Consider the following 15,477-nt stretch of genomic DNA (forward strand, 5'->3'; position numbering starts at 1 on the left):
TTGCGGCTCCCCCGAGGGGAGCTGCCAGGCTGAGGGCATGCGGTATTCGATCGGCGAGCTGGCCAGGCGGACGGGACTGACGATCAAGGCCGTCCGGTTCTATTCGGATCGCGGCCTCGTGCCGCCGTCCGGGCGCAACGCCGCAGGTCAGCGCCGGTACGACGATGCCGCCCTCGCCCGGCTCGGCCTCGTCCGCACCCTGCGCGAGCTGGGCCTCGACCTCGCCACGATCCGCCGGATCGCCGACGGGGAAGTCGCGGTCGCCGACATCGCGGCCCGGCACGCGGCGGCGCTGGACGCGGAGATCCGCGTGCTGCGGCTGCGCCAAGCGGTGCTGACGGCGATCGCCGGCCGCGGATCGACTACGGAGGAGACGAGACTCTTGCACGAACTGGCCCGACTGTCCGAAGTGGAGCGCCGGCACCTGGTCGGCGACTTCCTCGCCGAGGCGCTGGGCGACCGTCCCGAACTGGCCGGGATCGCCAGGACGCTGACCCCGGAACTGCCGGAAGACCCGAGCCCCGAACAGCTCGACGCGTGGATCGCGCTGGCCGAGCTGATGCGGGACGCGGAGTTCCGCGCGGCTCTGCGCCGGCTCGCAGACCGGTACGAAGTCGGCCTGCGCCGCGACCTGGCCGCCGAGGTGCGCGCCGCCGTCACGCCGGCACTGGAAGCGGGGATCGCCCCGCACGCGCCGGAAGCGACGTTGATCGTCGACGGCCTCGGCCGTGACCCGCGTGAGCTGCGGGAGTGGCTCGAAACCGTCAACGATCCACGCCGCGAGCGCTACCTGGAACTGCTCGCCGTGATCAACGGCTGGGCGGCACCGGAAAGCCTGACCCCGGCCCTCGATTGGCTGACGGCGGCGAGCTCTCGCCCCTGAGCCAGGCCAGCGCGTCCCCGGCCGGCTGCGCGTCGAGCCGGCTTCCGTCGCGCATCCGCAGGGACAGCCGTCCGGCGGCCACCTCGTCCGGACCGAGCACGGCCTGGAACGGCACCAGCCGGCCGTCCCGGATGCGCGCGCCGAGGCTGCCTTCGGCCGCGATCTCGGCCCGCAGGTCGCCGCAGCGATCGAGGACTTCCCGCGCGTACGGCACTTCGGCTTCGGACAGCGGGAGCAGCCGCAGCTGGACCGGTGCGAGCCAGGCCGGGAACGCGCCGCCGTGCACTTCGATCAGCTGCGCCACCGCGCGTTCGACACTGCCGATGATGCTCCGGTGCACCATGACCGGCCGGTGTTTCGCCGCGTCCGCGCCGACGTATTCGAGGCCGAACCGCGCGGGCTGGTGGAAATCGACCTGAACGGTGGAGAGGGTCGATTCGCGGCCCGCGCTGTCGGCGATCTGGACGTCGATCTTGGGCCCGTAGAAGGCCGCTTCGCCTTCGGCCTCGTCGTACGCGAGCCCGCTCCGCTCGAGCACGGAACGCAGGATCTCCGAGGCGCGGTCCCAGTTCCCGGCCACGTACTTGCCGCCCTCGCCGGGCAGCGAAAGCCGGTAACGCGCCGGGCTGATGCCGAGCGCGTCGTAGGCCTGCCGGATCAGCGCCAGCGCTGCGCCCGCCTCGGCTTCGACCTGGTCGAGAGCGCAGAAGATGTGCGCGTCGTTGAGCTGGATCGCGCGCACGCGCCCCAGCCCGCCGAGCACACCGGACAGTTCGCTGCGGTACATCCCGCCGAGCTCGGCGATCCGCAGCGGCAGTTCGCGGTAGCTGCGGCCGCGCGAACGGTAGATCAGCGCGTGGTGCGGGCACAGGCTCGGCCGCAGCACGAGCTGCTCGCCGCCGACGTCCATCGGCGGGTACATGTCGTCGCGGTAGTGGTCCCAGTGCCCGGAAATCTCGTACAGCTCGCGTTTGCCGAGCACCGGCGAATGGACATGCCGGTAACCCGCGTGCCGTTCGAGGTCGCGGACGTATTCCTCCAGGCTGTGGCGGATTTCGGCGCCGTCGGGCAGCCAATAGGGCAGGCCCGCGCCGATCAGCGGATCGGAACCGAACAGGCCGAGTTCGCGGCCGAGCTTGCGGTGGTCGTGCATCGTGGACTCCTCGTGAACGGCGAGGCGGAGCACCACAAGACGAAGCCCGGGGCGACCGCCCCGGGCTGGCATGCGTGGATCAGCGCGCCGGGACACTCTCCGGCGTCGTCGTCAAGGCGCGCTTCATGGGATCGACGGTAGCAAGCGGGAGTGCTCCGGGCCTGTTCTTTTCGGTGCACCGTCGCCTCGCGGCCCCGGCCTCAGGAACCGTCGAGGAACAGCGCCAGCTGCTCGACGACGAACGCGTGGTCCTCGGCCTGCGGAAGCCCCGACACGCCCACCGTCCCGACCGGGCCGACGCCACGGACCAGCACCGGGAACACCCCGCCGTGGGCCGCGTACACGTCCGGGTCCAGGCGGCTGTCCTCCTCGAACGAGCCGCCCTTCGCGCGGAACTGGGTGCCGATCAGGAAGGAGCTGTGGCCGTAGCGGTCGACCACCCGGCTCTTGCGGTCGATCCACGCGTCGTTGTCGGCCGACGTGCCCGGGAGTGCCGCGTGGAAGAGGCGCTGGCCGTTGCGGCGGACGGAGATCGTCACCGGCAGGCCGCGGTCGCGCGCGGCCGTCAGCAGCTGCTGGCCGAGGGCGAGCGCGGTCTCGTTGTCGAACTTCGTGAACTGGAGGCGTTCCTCCTGCTCGGCGAGCTGGGCGAGGGCGTCGGCGTCGGTCATGCCGCCATTAAAGCAACACTGTTGTTTAATTGCCAGTGAACTCTGTCAGCGACAGCACGTTTCCGTCGGGATCGCGGAACCACGCGATCCGGCCGCCCGGCGTGGTCCAGATTTTGTCGGTGTCCTGTGGCAGCGTGTCGAACGTCAGGAACTCGACACCGCGGCCACGCAGCTCGGCCACGGTCGCCCGGATGTCGGCGACCGCCCAGCCGGGCACCGTGAACGGCTGCGGCGTGAACTCGGCCACGGCGGTGACGCGCACCATCGTCCGGCCACTCCGGAACACGCACGCGAAGGGGGTTTGCTCGATGAACTCGAGCCCGGCGACATCCGTGTAGAAGGCGCGCGAGCGCTCGAGGTCGCTCGACGGTGCGAAGGCGACCAAATCCGCTGAGTTGAGCATGGCTTCACCTCTCTCGGCGCGAAAGGTACTCCGGTCAGGCCGCTGACCAGGGGACGAGGAGGTGGACATGGGCCGGATCCGGCGGCGCACGGTGCTGGGCGGCGCGGCCGCGGTCACCGTGGCCGGCGCGCTGTCCGCCGCGTGCGCGCCCGCGTCGCGGAAAGGCACGATCGACGACGTCCGCCACGTCGTGGTGCTGATGCAGGAGAACCGGTCGTTCGACCACTACTACGGCACCATGGCGGGCGTACGCGGCTTCGGCGACCGCGCGGCGCTTCGCGACGTCTTCCGCCAGCGGGGTGCCGGCGACCCGGTGCTGCCGTTCCGGATCGACACGTCCGTTGTGGACGGTCAGGACCTCGGCGAGCTGCCGCACGACTGGAACAGCACGCACCGCGCGTGGAACGGCGGCGCGTACGACGGCTGGATCACCGCGAAGAGCCCCATGACGATGGGGTACTTCACGCGTGACGACATCCCGTTCCAGCACGCCTTGGCGAGCGCGTTCACGCTGTGCGACAACTACTTCTGCTCGCTCCAGGGCCCGACGCACCCGAACCGGCTGTTCCACTGGACCGGCACGATCGACCCGGACGGCGTCGCCGGCGGCCCCGCGACGCGCAACGCGCCGGACTACGAGCCCTCGTTCCGCTGGACGACCTACCCCGAACGGCTGGAGTCGGCGGGCGTCTCGTGGCGGATCTACGCGAACGACGAGGAGCGCGGCGTCCCCGAGCACTTCGTCGGCGACTACGGCGACAACCCGCTGTGGCTGTTCCAGAACTACCACGACGCGCTGTACTCGATGGACCCCGTGAAGCGGCGGCTGGCCGAGCGCGCGAACCTGCGCAAGAAGCTCAAGCCCGACTCGGGCCGGGGCCGGGACGTCGACCACGTGCTGGCCGAGTTCCTCGCCGACTGCGCGGCCGGCACGCTGCCCGCGGTGTCCTGGGTCGTGGCGCCGTACGGCTACTGCGAGCACCCCGCCGCCCGGCCGGTCGACGGCGCCGCCTACATCCAGCGGATGCTGAAAGGGTTGTGGGACAAGCCGGACCTCTGGGAATCCACCGTGGTCTTCATCAACTACGACGAAAACGACGGCTTCTTCGACCACGTCGTCCCGCCGGCGCCGCCTCCCGGCACCCCCGGCGAGTACCTGCCGGGAAACCGGCCGGAGCGGGGCGCCGCGTCCGGGGCGCCCGCGCCGATCGGACTGGGGCCGCGGGTGCCGATGACCGTTATCTCACCCTGGAGCCGCGGTGGCTGGGTGAACTCGCAGGTCTTCGACCACACGTCGGTGCTGCGCTTCCTCGAGACGTGGACGGGCGTGCGCGAGCCGAACATCTCGGCGTGGCGTCGCGCCATCTGCGGTGACCTGACCAGCTGTTTCGACTTCCGCACGCACGACACGACGATCCCGCTGCTGCCGGACGCCAGCGCGTTGCGCGCCGAAGCCGACCGGACGCAGGCACGGCTGCCGAAGCCCCGGGTCCGGCCGGGCGCGCTCGTGCAGGAGCCCGGCACGGCCAAGGCGCGCCCGCTGCCGTACCAGCCGGTCGCCTGGGCCGACGTCGAGCCGAGCGCGCTGAAGCTGCACCTGGCCAACCACGGCACGCAGGCGCTGCAGCTGGCCGCGTACGCCTACCACGTGGGCGGCCCGCCGCAGCGTTTCGACGTCCCCCCGAACGGGGAGGTCACCGGCCGGATCCCGCACTCCGGGTCGTACGACATCGCGATCCACGGCCCGAACGGCTTCGTCGTCGAGGCCTCGGGCGGGCCCGGTCTCGATGCCGCCGTCACCTTCGTGAGCACGCCGGCGCTGCGCGTGACGGTGACCAACAGCGGGCCGGCGCCGGTCACGCTGAACGACGTCGTGGTCCCGCCGGGTGCCTCGCGCGACTTCCCCGTGCCGACGCGCGACGGCTGGTACGACGTCGCTTTCGAGGTCCCGGGGTGGCGTCGCCGCTTCGCCGGCCATCTGGAAGACGGCCGCCCGTCGCGGACCGGGCCTTAGCGGAGGGAGTCCAGCGCGAAAGCAGCCAGCATCGCGACGCCGCTCGGCATGGCGTCCTCGTCGAAGACGACGCGGTTGGAGTGGTTCGCCGCCGCTTCGGCCGGGTCGACGCCGGGCGGGCACGCGCCGAGGAACGCGTACGCGCCGGGAACGCGCTGCAGGACGTAGGAAAAGTCCTCGGCGCCCATCAGCGGGTCGGCGAGCAGCTCGACGTTCTCCGGGCCCAGCACGGTCGCGCCGAGCCGCAGCACCTCGGCCGCGATCCGGTCGTCGTTGACGGTCACCGGGTAGCCCGGCTCGACGTCGGCGAGCACGCGGCAGCCGTACGCGGCGCCGACCTGCTCGCACACCTTGGGCAGCTCGGCGCGGACCAGCGCGCGCGTCTGCTCGGACAGCGTGCGGATGGTGCCTTCGAGCTCGGCGGTCTCCGGGATGATGTTCGACGTCGTGCCGGCCTGGATCCGGGTCACCGAGAGCACCGCGGGGTCGAACACGCTCACCCGGCGCGTGATCATCGTGTGCAGCGCGCCGACCATCGCCGCGGCCGCCGGCACCGGGTCGATCGTGTGCTGCGGTGCGGAGCCGTGGCCGCCCTTGCCGGTGACGCGCACGGTGAACGAGTCCGCCGACGCCATCAGCGGGCCGGGCCGCAGCTGCAGCCGCCCGCTGGGCGCGTTGGCGAGAATGTGCACGCCGAACGCGCGCTCGGCCCGCTTCCCGGCGGCGTCCAGCACGCCCTCGTGGATCATGAAGCGGGCGCCGTGGTGGCCCTCCTCGCCCGGCTGGAACATGAACACGACCGAGCCGGCCAGCTGATCCTTCCGCCCGGCGAGCAGCCGCGCCGCGGACGCGAGCATCGCGACGTGCGTGTCGTGCCCGCACGCGTGCATCGACTCGTCGTCCTCCGAGGCGAAGTCGAGCCCGGTCTCCTCGGTCAGCGGCAGCGCGTCCATGTCGCCGCGCAGCAGCACCGCCGGACCGGGCCGCCCGCCCCGCAGGACGGCCGTCAGCGACGTCGTGGCCTTGCCCTCGGTGATCTCCAGCGGCAGGTCGGCCAGCGCGTCCCGGATCGCCGCCTGCGTGTGCGGGAGGTGGAGGCCCTGTTCCGGCCTGCGGTGCACGGCGCGGCGGAGCGCGACCGTGCGGTCTTGCAACGCGCGCGCGTCGTCGAGGAGGCCGGCGAACGGCGTGCCGGGCAGGGTGGGCAGGTCAGTGGGGCCGGTCATGGTCCCGATAGTGCCCCATGCGGCGCTTCGGGCGCACCGTGCGTGCGTTCGGTCGAGCAGCGGAATACGGTGTGCGCATGGCGGTGGAAGAGCCGGTCACGGGGTTCGCGGTGGCCGTGGTCCGGGAAGACGGTCGGTGGCGGTGCAGCGCGCTCGACCCGGGGGCCCTGACCGAACTGGACGCGGCGATCACTGAACTGGGCAAACTACGTTCCACCGGTGCGGCCTTCGGGCTGCTGGCGGTCGATGACGAGTTCTTCGTGATCGTCCGGCCGAGCCCGCGTGGACCGTCGTTGCTGCTTTCGGACGCGGCGGCGGCATTGGACTACGACATCGCGGCGGACGTCCTCGACGTCCTGCGCGTCGATCCACCGGACGAGGAGGACGACTCCGTCTGGCCCGAGGGCGACCTGGGGGTGTTGGCGGACCTCGGGCTGCCGGGGCCGGAGCTGGAGGTCATCGTCGGCGAGGTCGACCTCTACCCGGACGAGCAGCTGCAGATGGTCGCGCAGCGCTGCGGGTTCGGCAGTGAGTTCGCCAAGCTCCTGGACGAGCTCTGAGACGCCCGTCCGACACCGAGGCCGTGGAGGCGGCGCTGGAGGCCGCGCGCGCCCCCGGCGCGGACGTCCCGATCGGGGCGGTCGTGTTCGGCCCCGACGGCCTCCCGTTGGCGGCGGCCCGCAACGCGCGCACGGAGCTCGGCGACCCGACGGCCCACGCGGAGATCCTGGCCCTGCGCGCGGCGGCCGGCGTGGTGGGCGACGGCTGGCGCCTCGAGGGCTGCACCCTGGCGGTGACGCTGGAGCCGTGCACGATGTGCGCGGGCGCCCTGGTGCTGGCGCGCATCTCCCGGCTGGTGTTCGGCGCGTGGGAGCCCAAGACCGGCGCGGTGGGGTCGCTGTGGGACGTCGTCCGTGACCGACGTCTCAACCACCGCCCGGAAGTCCACGGCGGCGTGCTGGTCGACGAGTGCGCGGGTCTGCTGGAGACGTACTTCGCGATGCGGCGCTGACGTTTCTGGGTACTCAGGTTCCATGACGGTGAAGCACAAGATCCAGCAGGCGGTCGGCAGCGCACGTCAGAAGTTCGGCTCGGCGACGGGCAACCGCAAGCTCCAGGCCCAGGGCAGGGCCCAACGCCGCGGCGCCCAGGCCCGCGAGGCGGCCCACGACCTGCGCGCGCGAGCTCGCGGCGCGCTCCGGGAAGCCCAGGTCAGGTGGCGTGCGGGCAATCCGGGCGACCCCTCGTGAGCCGAGGCCGGACCCTCCGGTATTGTTCTCGGCGGTGGCGTGTCCGAGCGGCCGAAGGAGCACGACTCGAAATCGTGTGACGGCTAATCCCCGTCCGTGGGTTCAAATCCCACCGCCACCGCTCTCATCCGGACCCCCGGTCAGCCCAGCTGGCCGGGGGTCTGTCTGTCTCCAGGTGATCGCCCAGGTGAACGGTTTTCAGGCCGTCATCCACGCGTGGTGGCGTAGAGTAGCCGGATCGTCAACGTCAGAACTGGAGCAAGATGAGGATCCTGGAGCTTGATGGAGCCTGGAATGTGCGGGACCTGGGGGGCTTGCCGACCGAATCCGGCGGTCGTACCCGCGAAGGGCTCGTCTGGCGAGGCGACGCTCTGCACAGACTGTCATCGAAGGACCGTGATCTGCTTTTCGGGGAGCTCGGGATCCGTCTGGTGATTGACCTGCGGACGCAGGAAGAACAACTCATTCATCCGCCCGTGGACATTCCCGGGGTCCAGACGGTGAATTTTTCAATTCTACCTGAAGGCAAGATCGGCCGGGAGCCATTTCCCGTTGCTTTTCCGAGTGATCTCGCGCGAGTTTACGTGAAGAACCTCACCGAAGGAACTGCTGCCGTGGCGCGGACCTTCGAGGCGATCGCGGACGAGGTCGCCGCTGGGGCCGGTGCGCTGTTCCACTGCGCGGCCGGTCGTGACCGCACCGGGATCACCGCAGCAATCCTGCTCGACGCCGTCGACGTGGACCGGCGTGAAATCGCTGCCGACTACGTCGCCAGCAACCACCACCTCAGTCAGGTCTCGAAGCGGCTTGCCGAGAATCCGATCTACCACAACGACACACATACTGCCGAGGACGTTCCACCACTGCAGGCTGCGGCCATCGAAAGCTTCCTGGAACTGGTTGACATGGAACTGGGTGGGTCCGTCAACTTCTTGCAGAGTGCCGGCGTTCCGGTCGAAGCGATCAGAAAGTTCACGGCAGACTTCGTTCTCCCAGCCGGTTAGTCCCGGTAGCATCCGGTACTGCAACGCTGGGGTTCAGATGGGTTCAGGGAGGATTTCACAGTGGCTTCCGAGGTTGTGTCGTACGGCGTAGACGGTGAAACGGTGGTCAAGGTCGAGATCGAGCCCACCGCAGGTTTCCGGCCTGCGTCGCCAGGGCAGATCGTCGGTCAAGTTGCACGAGCCGCCGAGCCTGCTATCGAAGCAGCTCGGGTCATCATCGAGAAAATCAAAAAAGCGAAGCCGACCGAGGCGAAGGTAAAATTCGGCGTCAAGGTCAGTGGCGGTTCCGATTGGTTTGTCGCCAAGACGTCGGCCGAGGCGAACTTCGAAATCACGGTGACCTGGAAAGCTGATCCGAATTCCGCGGCATAGGTGCCGTCTAGCTATCGGAAGTCGGGCTTGGTCGGCGACGGCGCATATAGATGCAAGATCATCGCCGATTAGGCCGGATGAGTGTTGTCGGGAGGGGTGGCTGATCGAGAGGTAGCCAACCGGGGATCCCGTGACTACCCTCGAGGTGATCGTCGGCGCATCCTGCTGCTTCACCTAGGCCGAGGGGAACTGATATCGATGATCGACGGCTATTACCTCTCCTCGTACTTCGATGTCGGGCCTTTGAAGAACATGCTCGACGTGAGGCTGCGACATGATCACAGTGTGGCCTTGTGGAGACTCGATGCCGGACAGCTCAGTCTTCAGCGTTACTGGGAATTCGAGCGGATCAGCGGGATCAAGCAGCACCAGCTGGCGATCTACGACAAGGCTGCTTTCGAGAAGCTTATTCGTGACTTGTTGGCTGAAGAGGGGTTGAATCCGAATGATGTCGTCGAAATCTGGGGAACCCCGGGAATCGAGACGAGCAGGGACTACCTAGCGCATTTTGATCAACGCTATTCTTTCCATGGAATCGCGCACGTCATGACGGCCATCTTCCTGCGAGGTTCGACCCTGTGGAATGAGCCGACGGTGGTGATGTCGTTGGATGGTGGCCCGGATACGCTCTTCGAGTCCGACGCCAGGAGGCGTCATTATTATCCTGGTTGCCTGATTGACGGTACCGGAGAAATGCATCTCTTCGATTGCGCTTCGCCCGGGCGGCTCTGGTCATTCGCGAAGACGAAATTTGGTCTACGCGAAGGGACCTTGATGGCGTTGGCGTCGGCGAGTGCTGCGGAGATCGATTTCGACCTCGCGCGATTCGACGGGTTGGACTTCCGCGACATGGCGGCTCGGATCTCCGTACCGCAAGTGCTCAAGCTTTTGATCGAACACGCCGAGGCTGCTGAGCGGCGGGGTGACTGGTTGTCGCTGCCGGACGCCGGTCGTCTCACGATGGTCGAGCACCGGGTCAGTGCGGTGATGAAGCAAGTGGCGGAGCTGTCGCTGCGAATAGTCCGGCGAAACTTGCATGATGTCGAGCGAAATTTCGGCGTCGACCTCAGTGGATTTCGGCTCGGTCTGGCCGGAGGGTTTGCGCTCAACTGCCCTACCAACTCGAGCCTGATCAACGAGTTCTCGTTTTCAGGACATCAGATTCCGCCATGTGCCAGCGATAGTGGCATTGCGCTTGGCGTGGGCTTGGGGGCATTTTTCCCTGGTTTGAAGAGTGGTCAAATAACTGTCGAGCTGGATTCCGCATACTACGGCCAGGGGCCTGGAGATGTGGATGAAGAAATTGCTCTGGTTGCGCCGCTCGTCGATAGCGTCTCGACGCTATCCCCCGACGAGGTCGTTTCGCTGATCGAGGCGGAAGGGGTTATCGCCTGGGTCAATGGTGCTGCTGAGATTGGGCCGCGTGCCCTAGGTAACCGGTCGCTGTTGGCGGATCCGAGATCGAGTGAGGTCAAGGACCGGTTGAATGCCATCAAGAAACGACAGTGGTGGCGCCCTGTGGCGCCCATCGTGCTCGACAGTGAAGGGGCAAAGTATTTCGAGGAGTATCGGTACTCTCCTTTTATGCTGCTGAACTTCGCGGCGACCGAAGTCGCCAAGCGGGAGGTTCCCGGCGTGCTCCACCTCGACGGTACGGCGCGAGTGCAGTCTGTGTCGGAACGTGCTAACCCAGCGCTTTTCACGCTGCTGACCAGGTTTGCGCGGGCTACCGGGGTACCGGTTCTCGGAAATACGTCGCTCAACGACGCGGGAGAGCCGATTGTCAACCGCCTTTCTGAAGCCATTTATTTCGCCGCTGGAAAGGGAATCAGTTCCCTCGTCGTCAACGCCTCCACGGTTGTGCGGTTGCGGGATGCCCGAGCTGGTTACCGCGGTCCGATGAAGCGAGCCGGACGCGACTACTTCACGCCTCCGACTGGTGTCGACCGAGACCACTTGGTGCGGCAAAACAATCCGCATGAGCTCAGTCGGGTCGAGCTTGCGCACTACTACGACAACACCGAAATCTTCGGTGGGTTGAATGTGCGCGACGCCGAACATGCCGACGAAATCAGGCGTAATACAGCAGAATACATGGCAAGGTATCCCGGTGCCTATGACCGAGGGTGAAGGAGGCTGTTGATAATTGAAAGTCTTTCTGGTCAGGCATGCGCAGACCCAGTCGAACCGAGAAGGAAGGTTCTCCGGCCGCACCGATGAGCCGATCGCCGCAGGACAGGCCGCTTCGGCCGAGGCCGCGGCGAAATTCCTGGCAAGTAGAGGCGTTGTGCAGGTCTTCTGCAGTCCTCTTCGCCGGGCACGCGACACCGCCGAACCGCTCATCCGGATCACCGGGAGAAGACTGCAAGTGGTCGAAGGGTTCAACGAAATCCGCATGAGCCCGCTCTGGGACGGCCGGCTGAAAGCAGAAGTGGAAGAGGTCACCCCCGACGCCTACAAGCTGTGGCGTTCGGCGCCGCACCTGGTCGAGTTGTCCGGTCAGGAAACTCTGCACGAGGTGCAGGCGCGTGCTGTCGAAGCGGTCGAGGCTCTTGCCGAGGACCCATCCGGTCCGACTTGTGCGGTGTATACCCACGATGCGGTCATCCGACTCCTGTTGCTGAGAGCTCTTGGTCTCGGAGCCGAGCGCTATCGATCCCTGAAGATCGTCAACTGCGGGATTTCGTCCCTTGAAGTCGAGGGTGGCAGGTGGGCCATCTCGATGGTCAATGCGGAGGCGGGCGGGTGAACCGACAGCCTGCCTTCTACGGCGAGTTCCTCGTGGACGTCCTGCTGGGGAGAGCGCAGACAGCGTCGTACCACCCGGGGGGCGCACCTGCGAATTCGGCGGCGAGCGCGGCGGGTTCGGGAGCGCGGCCGTTGCTGTTTTCGTCGGTCGGTGCCGATCGGCTGGGAAGCTGGCTGCTTTCTTGCGCGGAGGCCGAGGGGATCGATACTCAGGCAATCAAGGTGATGGAGAATGCCGCTACCTCGATCGCTTTTGGCTACCCAGAGCGTGGAACCACCGAAAGGTTCGAATTCATTCGGGATGCTGACCTGCGAATAACTGATGAACAGGTGCTCGCGGTCGATCCTGCGGAAATCGGTGTGCTGGTGTTCGGCTCCCTTTCGCTTGCCGGCGAATCACCGATGGTGTCATCGCTTGCGCTGGTCCAAGACCGTGTCCGTAGTTCCGGCGGGTTGGTGATGTGCGACCTCAACTACCGGAAGTCGCTTTGGGGAAGCGAGCACCAGTTCACCAAGCTTCTCAAGCCCGAAGTTGCGCGCGCCGACATCGTGAAAGCGAACATCGTCGAAGCGGAGCTGATCGTCGGATCGGCGGATTCGGCCGCCGGGCTGGCTGCACGGCTCAGTGATCTCGGGCCGAGGCTGGCCGTGGTCACCGCTGGTTCCGCCGGTTTGGTGGCTTGCGCCGGCGACGTCACCGTCGATTTGAAGGTCACCCGGCAGCTCTCCGGTGATGGTCTGGTCGGCACCGGGGACGCGTTGGTCGGCGTGTTGGCCAGCGCGGTGAGCCGTGATGGCCTCGAGGCGATTACGGCGACCGCCGAGCGACTCACCGCCGTCCTGCGCGAAGGGATGCTCAAAGCGGAGGCGGGAGCGTCGGTCGAAGGGGCGGACTGGCGGCATGTCGCCGACCTTTGAACCGGCGGGCACTTCCGCCCGCGAACACTTCAGCTGAGCTGGACGGCGGGAGTCGTCAGCGGCTCCAGTTCCTCCGCCAGCGAGGACAGCGACGCCACCTTCGCGGAAACCGTCCGCAGCACCGCCGTGCACGCGGTGCTGACGTCGCTCACCACCTCGGCCGAGCGGTCGCCCGTCAGCACCGCGTGCACCGAAGGCGAGACGGCCGTGGCGATCGACGAAACCTCCGACGCCGCCGACTCCGCCAGTTCGTCCAAGCGGGACGCGATCCGGGCGCCCAGTGCGGCCGTCTCGGCGGCCGCGCGGGCGGCGGCGCCGTACTGACCGTCCACTGTGTCCGCCCACGTGCCGAACGTCTCGGCGCTGCCGCCGGTTTCCGCGCGGTCGACGCCGGCGCGGAACTCCTCCTGGGCCGCGGTCACCACCAGCGAACCCTCGTCGACCGTCGACGCCGACGTGCGGATCGCGGCCGGGGCGCAGTCCAGGTGGCGCAGGGCCGCGACCGGGTCCGGGACGCCGATGCGGCCCGCCGCCAGCCGTAGCGAGGACAGCGCTGACGCCGCCGTCGTCAGGGCCGGGTGTTCGAAGACCTCGTTGAGGGAGGTCACGGGGCCACCGCGATCCGCCCCCGGAAGCCGGTGCTCCGGGTGCTCTCCGCCGCCATGCGCAGGCGGCCGGCCAGGTCGGACGTCGCGTCGCCGAGGACGCGGGCGTCGGCCTCGCGCGCGGCCAGCGCGGTCGCCCAGCGGGCTGCCAGCTCGCGGGCCTGGGGCGAAATGCCGAACGGCGTCGAGTCGACGCGGGCTTCGGCGAACCGGCCCGCCGCCTTGTCGTCGGCGGCCGTGGCCTGGTCCAGCCGGTCGGCCGCGTCGCGCAGCCGGTCCGGCCGCTTCGAGGTGAAGGCCCCGGTCACGGAGCGGAGCTCCAGGGTCTCACTGCCGATCCGCGAGCCTCTGCCTTCCGGCATGGGGACCTCCGTCGTCAAGGGCGCTCACCCGATCGTGGAAGATCTTGCCTCATGCGCCCGCGCGGCCCGCATCGCGGTGACCTGCGCCGTTCGGCACGTTCCAACAAGTGGACGTCTTGACCGCGGGGCGGGACGGCGCGGACCATGAGGACATGCCCGCCACCTCGGAACGCAAGACCGTCCGGTGGCCCGACCGCGCCTCGAAGCGGTCGATCGGAGAGGGCGTCGCGGAGCTCCTGCTGCGCCGCGGCCGCCTGGGCTCGCCTCCGGCCTGACGCGAGCCCGGCGTCCGAACACTCCCGAAACCCTTGGAGCACAACCATGTCCGTAGACATTCCTGCCCGGATTCAGCTGCGCGAGGCCGTCACGCCCGACGGCGGCATCGTCGAAGGCCCGCGCGTCCTGCACCGCGTCGAAAGCGAACCGTGCGAACTCTTCCGGATCCGGCCGCTGGGCCGGGTGATCGGCGCGGAGATCGACGGCATCGACCTGCGCGAGCCGGTCACCCCCCAGCTGCGCGAAGAGCTCAACCGCGCCTTGCTCGAGTGGAAGGTGCTCTTCTTCCGCGACCAGGACATCACGTCGGCGCAGCAGCGTGCGTTCGCCGCGAACTGGGGCGAGCTGGAGACCAACCCGTTCATCCCGAAGGGCGACGACGACGCCGTCACGCGCTTCGAGCGCACCGCGGCCATGCCCGGCTACGAGAACATCTGGCACGTCGACGTCACCTGGCGGCCCAGCCCGGCGCTCGGCTCGGTGCTGCGGCTGATCGAGGTGCCGCCGGTCGGCGGGGACACGCTGTGGGCCGACATGGCCGCCGCCTACGACAACCTGCCCGCGGACGTCCGCGCCCGCATCGACGGGCTCACCGCCGTCCACGACTACCTCCCCGGCTTCGACCGGTTCTCCGATCCGGCGCTCCTCGCCCGCTGGCAGGACGAGTTCCCGCCGGTCGAGCACCCGGTGGTCCGGACGCACCCGGAGACCGGGCGGCGCACCCTGTTCGTCAACCAGGCGTTCACCACGCACATCGTCGGCATGGACCGCGACGAGAGCGACCGGCTGCTGCGGTACCTGTTCTTGCAGGCCCACACGCCCGAGTTCCAGGTCCGGTTCAGCTGGCGGCCGAACTCCGTGGCGTTCTGGGACAACCGCGCCACGCAGCACTACGCGGTCAACGACTACCACCCGCACGTCCGGATCGCGGAGCGCGTCGCCATCGCGGGCGACCGGCCGATGGCGACCCTTAGCCTGGGGACATGACCGATGAACCCCAGGCAGTGGTGACCGGTTTCCTGAAGGCCCTGGAAGACCTCGACGTGGACCGTGCGCTGACGTTCGCGGCGAGCGACATCGTGTACCAGAACGTGCCGTTGCCGCCCGCCCGCGGCATCGCGGCGGTCGAGAAACAGCTGCGGCTCATGGCCCGGTTCGGTTCCGGGTTCGAGGCGCGCACGCACCACATCGCCGCGGACGGCAACGTCGTGCTCACCGAACGCACCGACGTGCTGCGCCGCGGCGCGTGGGAAGCGGAGTTCTGGGTGTGCGGCACGTTCGAGGTCGAAGGCGGCCGGATCGTGCTGTGGCGCGACTACTTCGACTGGACGACGGTGCTGGCCGCGAGCGCGAAAGGAGCCGGACGGGTCGCGTTGGCCGGCGCTCGCACGCTCCTCGGCCGCTACAAGGCGAGGCAGGCGATGCGCTAGACCCGGTGCTCGCCGCGGTCGTGGTCCCGAAGGTCCACGACCGCGGCTATCCCCAGCACCAGCACGAACACGCAGCTGAGAACAACCAGCCCCCACATGATCGTTCTCCCTCCCCCACGTTTCCGTGCCGATCGCGAGCTGTCGGGGAGTGGTCTTTGCCAC

At 68.4% G+C, this 15,477-nt stretch carries 19 protein-coding genes and 1 tRNA gene; 14 read left to right on the plus strand and 6 right to left on the minus strand.

The genetic code is table 11. The features are described from left to right. The first annotated feature begins 37 nt into the window (after positions 1 to 37). A complete protein-coding gene (locus tag MUY14_RS38810; RefSeq protein ID WP_247017031.1) occupies positions 38 to 883 on the plus strand; it encodes a MerR family transcriptional regulator in 846 nt (281 codons plus the stop codon). Here MUY14_RS38810 and thrS read toward each other — a convergent pair. The 3 genes from thrS to MUY14_RS38825 all read right to left on the minus strand — a co-directional run bounded on the left by thrS (position 810) and on the right by MUY14_RS38825 (position 3,110). Next, entirely contained in the window at positions 810 to 2,108 is a 1,299-nt protein-coding gene (thrS, locus tag MUY14_RS38815; RefSeq protein WP_281506211.1) for a threonine--tRNA ligase, read from the minus strand. The genes MUY14_RS38810 and thrS overlap by 74 nt on opposite strands. A gap of 128 nt (positions 2,109 to 2,236) precedes the next feature. Then, entirely contained in the window at positions 2,237 to 2,707 is a 471-nt protein-coding gene (locus MUY14_RS38820; protein ID WP_247017035.1) for a heme-degrading domain-containing protein, read from the minus strand. Positions 2,708 to 2,732: 25 nt separating this feature from the next. Continuing rightward, complete coding sequence (locus MUY14_RS38825) at positions 2,733 to 3,110, minus strand: VOC family protein (RefSeq protein WP_247017037.1); 378 nt, start codon at positions 3,108 to 3,110, stop codon at positions 2,733 to 2,735. 67 nt (positions 3,111 to 3,177) lie between these two features. Here MUY14_RS38825 and MUY14_RS38830 point away from each other — a divergent pair, with 67 nt between their 5' ends. Continuing rightward, on the plus strand, positions 3,178 to 5,124 hold the full coding sequence (locus MUY14_RS38830; protein WP_247017039.1) for a phosphocholine-specific phospholipase C: 1,947 nt from the start codon (positions 3,178 to 3,180) through the stop codon (positions 5,122 to 5,124). Here the strand turns inward: MUY14_RS38830 and MUY14_RS38835 are convergent. Further along, a complete protein-coding gene (locus tag MUY14_RS38835; RefSeq protein WP_247017041.1) occupies positions 5,121 to 6,350 on the minus strand; it encodes a M20 family metallopeptidase in 1,230 nt (409 codons plus the stop codon). The genes MUY14_RS38830 and MUY14_RS38835 overlap by 4 nt on opposite strands. A gap of 77 nt (positions 6,351 to 6,427) precedes the next feature. Between MUY14_RS38835 and MUY14_RS38840 the strand changes: the two genes are divergently transcribed. The 9 genes from MUY14_RS38840 to MUY14_RS38880 all read left to right on the plus strand — a co-directional run bounded on the left by MUY14_RS38840 (position 6,428) and on the right by MUY14_RS38880 (position 12,642). After that, the gene (locus MUY14_RS38840; RefSeq protein ID WP_247017043.1) at positions 6,428 to 6,910 is read left to right on the plus strand and encodes a tRNA adenosine deaminase-associated protein; all 483 of its coding nucleotides are present in this window, start codon (positions 6,428 to 6,430) and stop codon (positions 6,908 to 6,910) included. Between the two features lie 23 nt (positions 6,911 to 6,933). Further along, positions 6,934 to 7,362, plus strand: a complete 429-nt coding sequence (locus tag MUY14_RS38845; RefSeq protein ID WP_247017045.1) for a nucleoside deaminase — start codon at positions 6,934 to 6,936, stop codon at positions 7,360 to 7,362. Between the two features lie 22 nt (positions 7,363 to 7,384). Next, positions 7,385 to 7,600: a CsbD family protein gene (locus MUY14_RS38850; RefSeq protein ID WP_247017047.1), complete on the plus strand. Its 216-nt coding sequence runs from the start codon at positions 7,385 to 7,387 to the stop codon at positions 7,598 to 7,600. 33 nt (positions 7,601 to 7,633) lie between these two features. Continuing rightward, positions 7,634 to 7,721 (plus strand) — tRNA-Ser (locus MUY14_RS38855). A 142-nt stretch (positions 7,722 to 7,863) separates the two neighbouring features. Further along, on the plus strand, positions 7,864 to 8,604 hold the full coding sequence (locus tag MUY14_RS38860) for a tyrosine-protein phosphatase (protein WP_247017049.1): 741 nt from the start codon (positions 7,864 to 7,866) through the stop codon (positions 8,602 to 8,604). Positions 8,605 to 8,664: 60 nt separating this feature from the next. Then, positions 8,665 to 8,976: a CU044_2847 family protein gene (locus MUY14_RS38865; RefSeq protein ID WP_247017051.1), complete on the plus strand. Its 312-nt coding sequence runs from the start codon at positions 8,665 to 8,667 to the stop codon at positions 8,974 to 8,976. A 198-nt stretch (positions 8,977 to 9,174) separates the two neighbouring features. Beyond that, a complete protein-coding gene (locus tag MUY14_RS38870; protein ID WP_247017053.1) occupies positions 9,175 to 11,106 on the plus strand; it encodes a nodulation protein NodU in 1,932 nt (643 codons plus the stop codon). Positions 11,107 to 11,122: 16 nt separating this feature from the next. Beyond that, positions 11,123 to 11,725 (plus strand): histidine phosphatase family protein, encoded by a 603-nt coding sequence (locus tag MUY14_RS38875; protein WP_247017055.1) that lies wholly within the window; start codon positions 11,123 to 11,125, stop codon positions 11,723 to 11,725. After that, on the plus strand, positions 11,722 to 12,642 hold the full coding sequence (locus MUY14_RS38880; protein ID WP_247017057.1) for a PfkB family carbohydrate kinase: 921 nt from the start codon (positions 11,722 to 11,724) through the stop codon (positions 12,640 to 12,642). The genes MUY14_RS38875 and MUY14_RS38880 overlap by 4 nt, the downstream gene beginning before the upstream one ends. Positions 12,643 to 12,671: 29 nt before the next feature. Here the strand turns inward: MUY14_RS38880 and MUY14_RS38885 are convergent, their stop codons facing one another. After that, positions 12,672 to 13,250 carry a hypothetical protein gene (locus MUY14_RS38885; RefSeq protein ID WP_247017059.1) on the minus strand — a complete coding sequence of 193 codons (579 nt, stop codon included), beginning with the start codon at positions 13,248 to 13,250 and terminating at the stop codon, positions 12,672 to 12,674. Beyond that, the gene (locus tag MUY14_RS38890) at positions 13,247 to 13,609 is read right to left on the minus strand and encodes a hypothetical protein (protein WP_247017061.1); all 363 of its coding nucleotides are present in this window, start codon (positions 13,607 to 13,609) and stop codon (positions 13,247 to 13,249) included. The genes MUY14_RS38885 and MUY14_RS38890 overlap by 4 nt, the downstream gene beginning before the upstream one ends. A gap of 107 nt (positions 13,610 to 13,716) precedes the next feature. Between MUY14_RS38890 and MUY14_RS38895 the strand changes: the two genes are divergently transcribed. Genes MUY14_RS38895 through MUY14_RS38905 form a run of 3 tightly spaced genes read left to right on the plus strand, consistent with a single transcriptional unit; the run spans position 13,717 to position 15,315 of the window. Further along, positions 13,717 to 13,884, plus strand: a complete 168-nt coding sequence (locus MUY14_RS38895; RefSeq protein WP_247017063.1) for a hypothetical protein — start codon at positions 13,717 to 13,719, stop codon at positions 13,882 to 13,884. Between the two features lie 46 nt (positions 13,885 to 13,930). After that, positions 13,931 to 14,872, plus strand: a complete 942-nt coding sequence (locus tag MUY14_RS38900; protein WP_247017065.1) for a TauD/TfdA family dioxygenase — start codon at positions 13,931 to 13,933, stop codon at positions 14,870 to 14,872. After that, a complete protein-coding gene (locus tag MUY14_RS38905; protein WP_247017067.1) occupies positions 14,869 to 15,315 on the plus strand; it encodes a limonene-1,2-epoxide hydrolase family protein in 447 nt (148 codons plus the stop codon). Before MUY14_RS38900 ends, MUY14_RS38905 begins: the two co-directional genes overlap by 4 nt. Positions 15,316 to 15,477 lie beyond the last annotated feature (162 nt).

The organism is Amycolatopsis sp. FBCC-B4732 (genome assembly GCF_023008405.1).
Taxonomy (GTDB): Bacteria; Actinomycetota; Actinomycetes; order Mycobacteriales; family Pseudonocardiaceae; genus Amycolatopsis; species Amycolatopsis pretoriensis_A.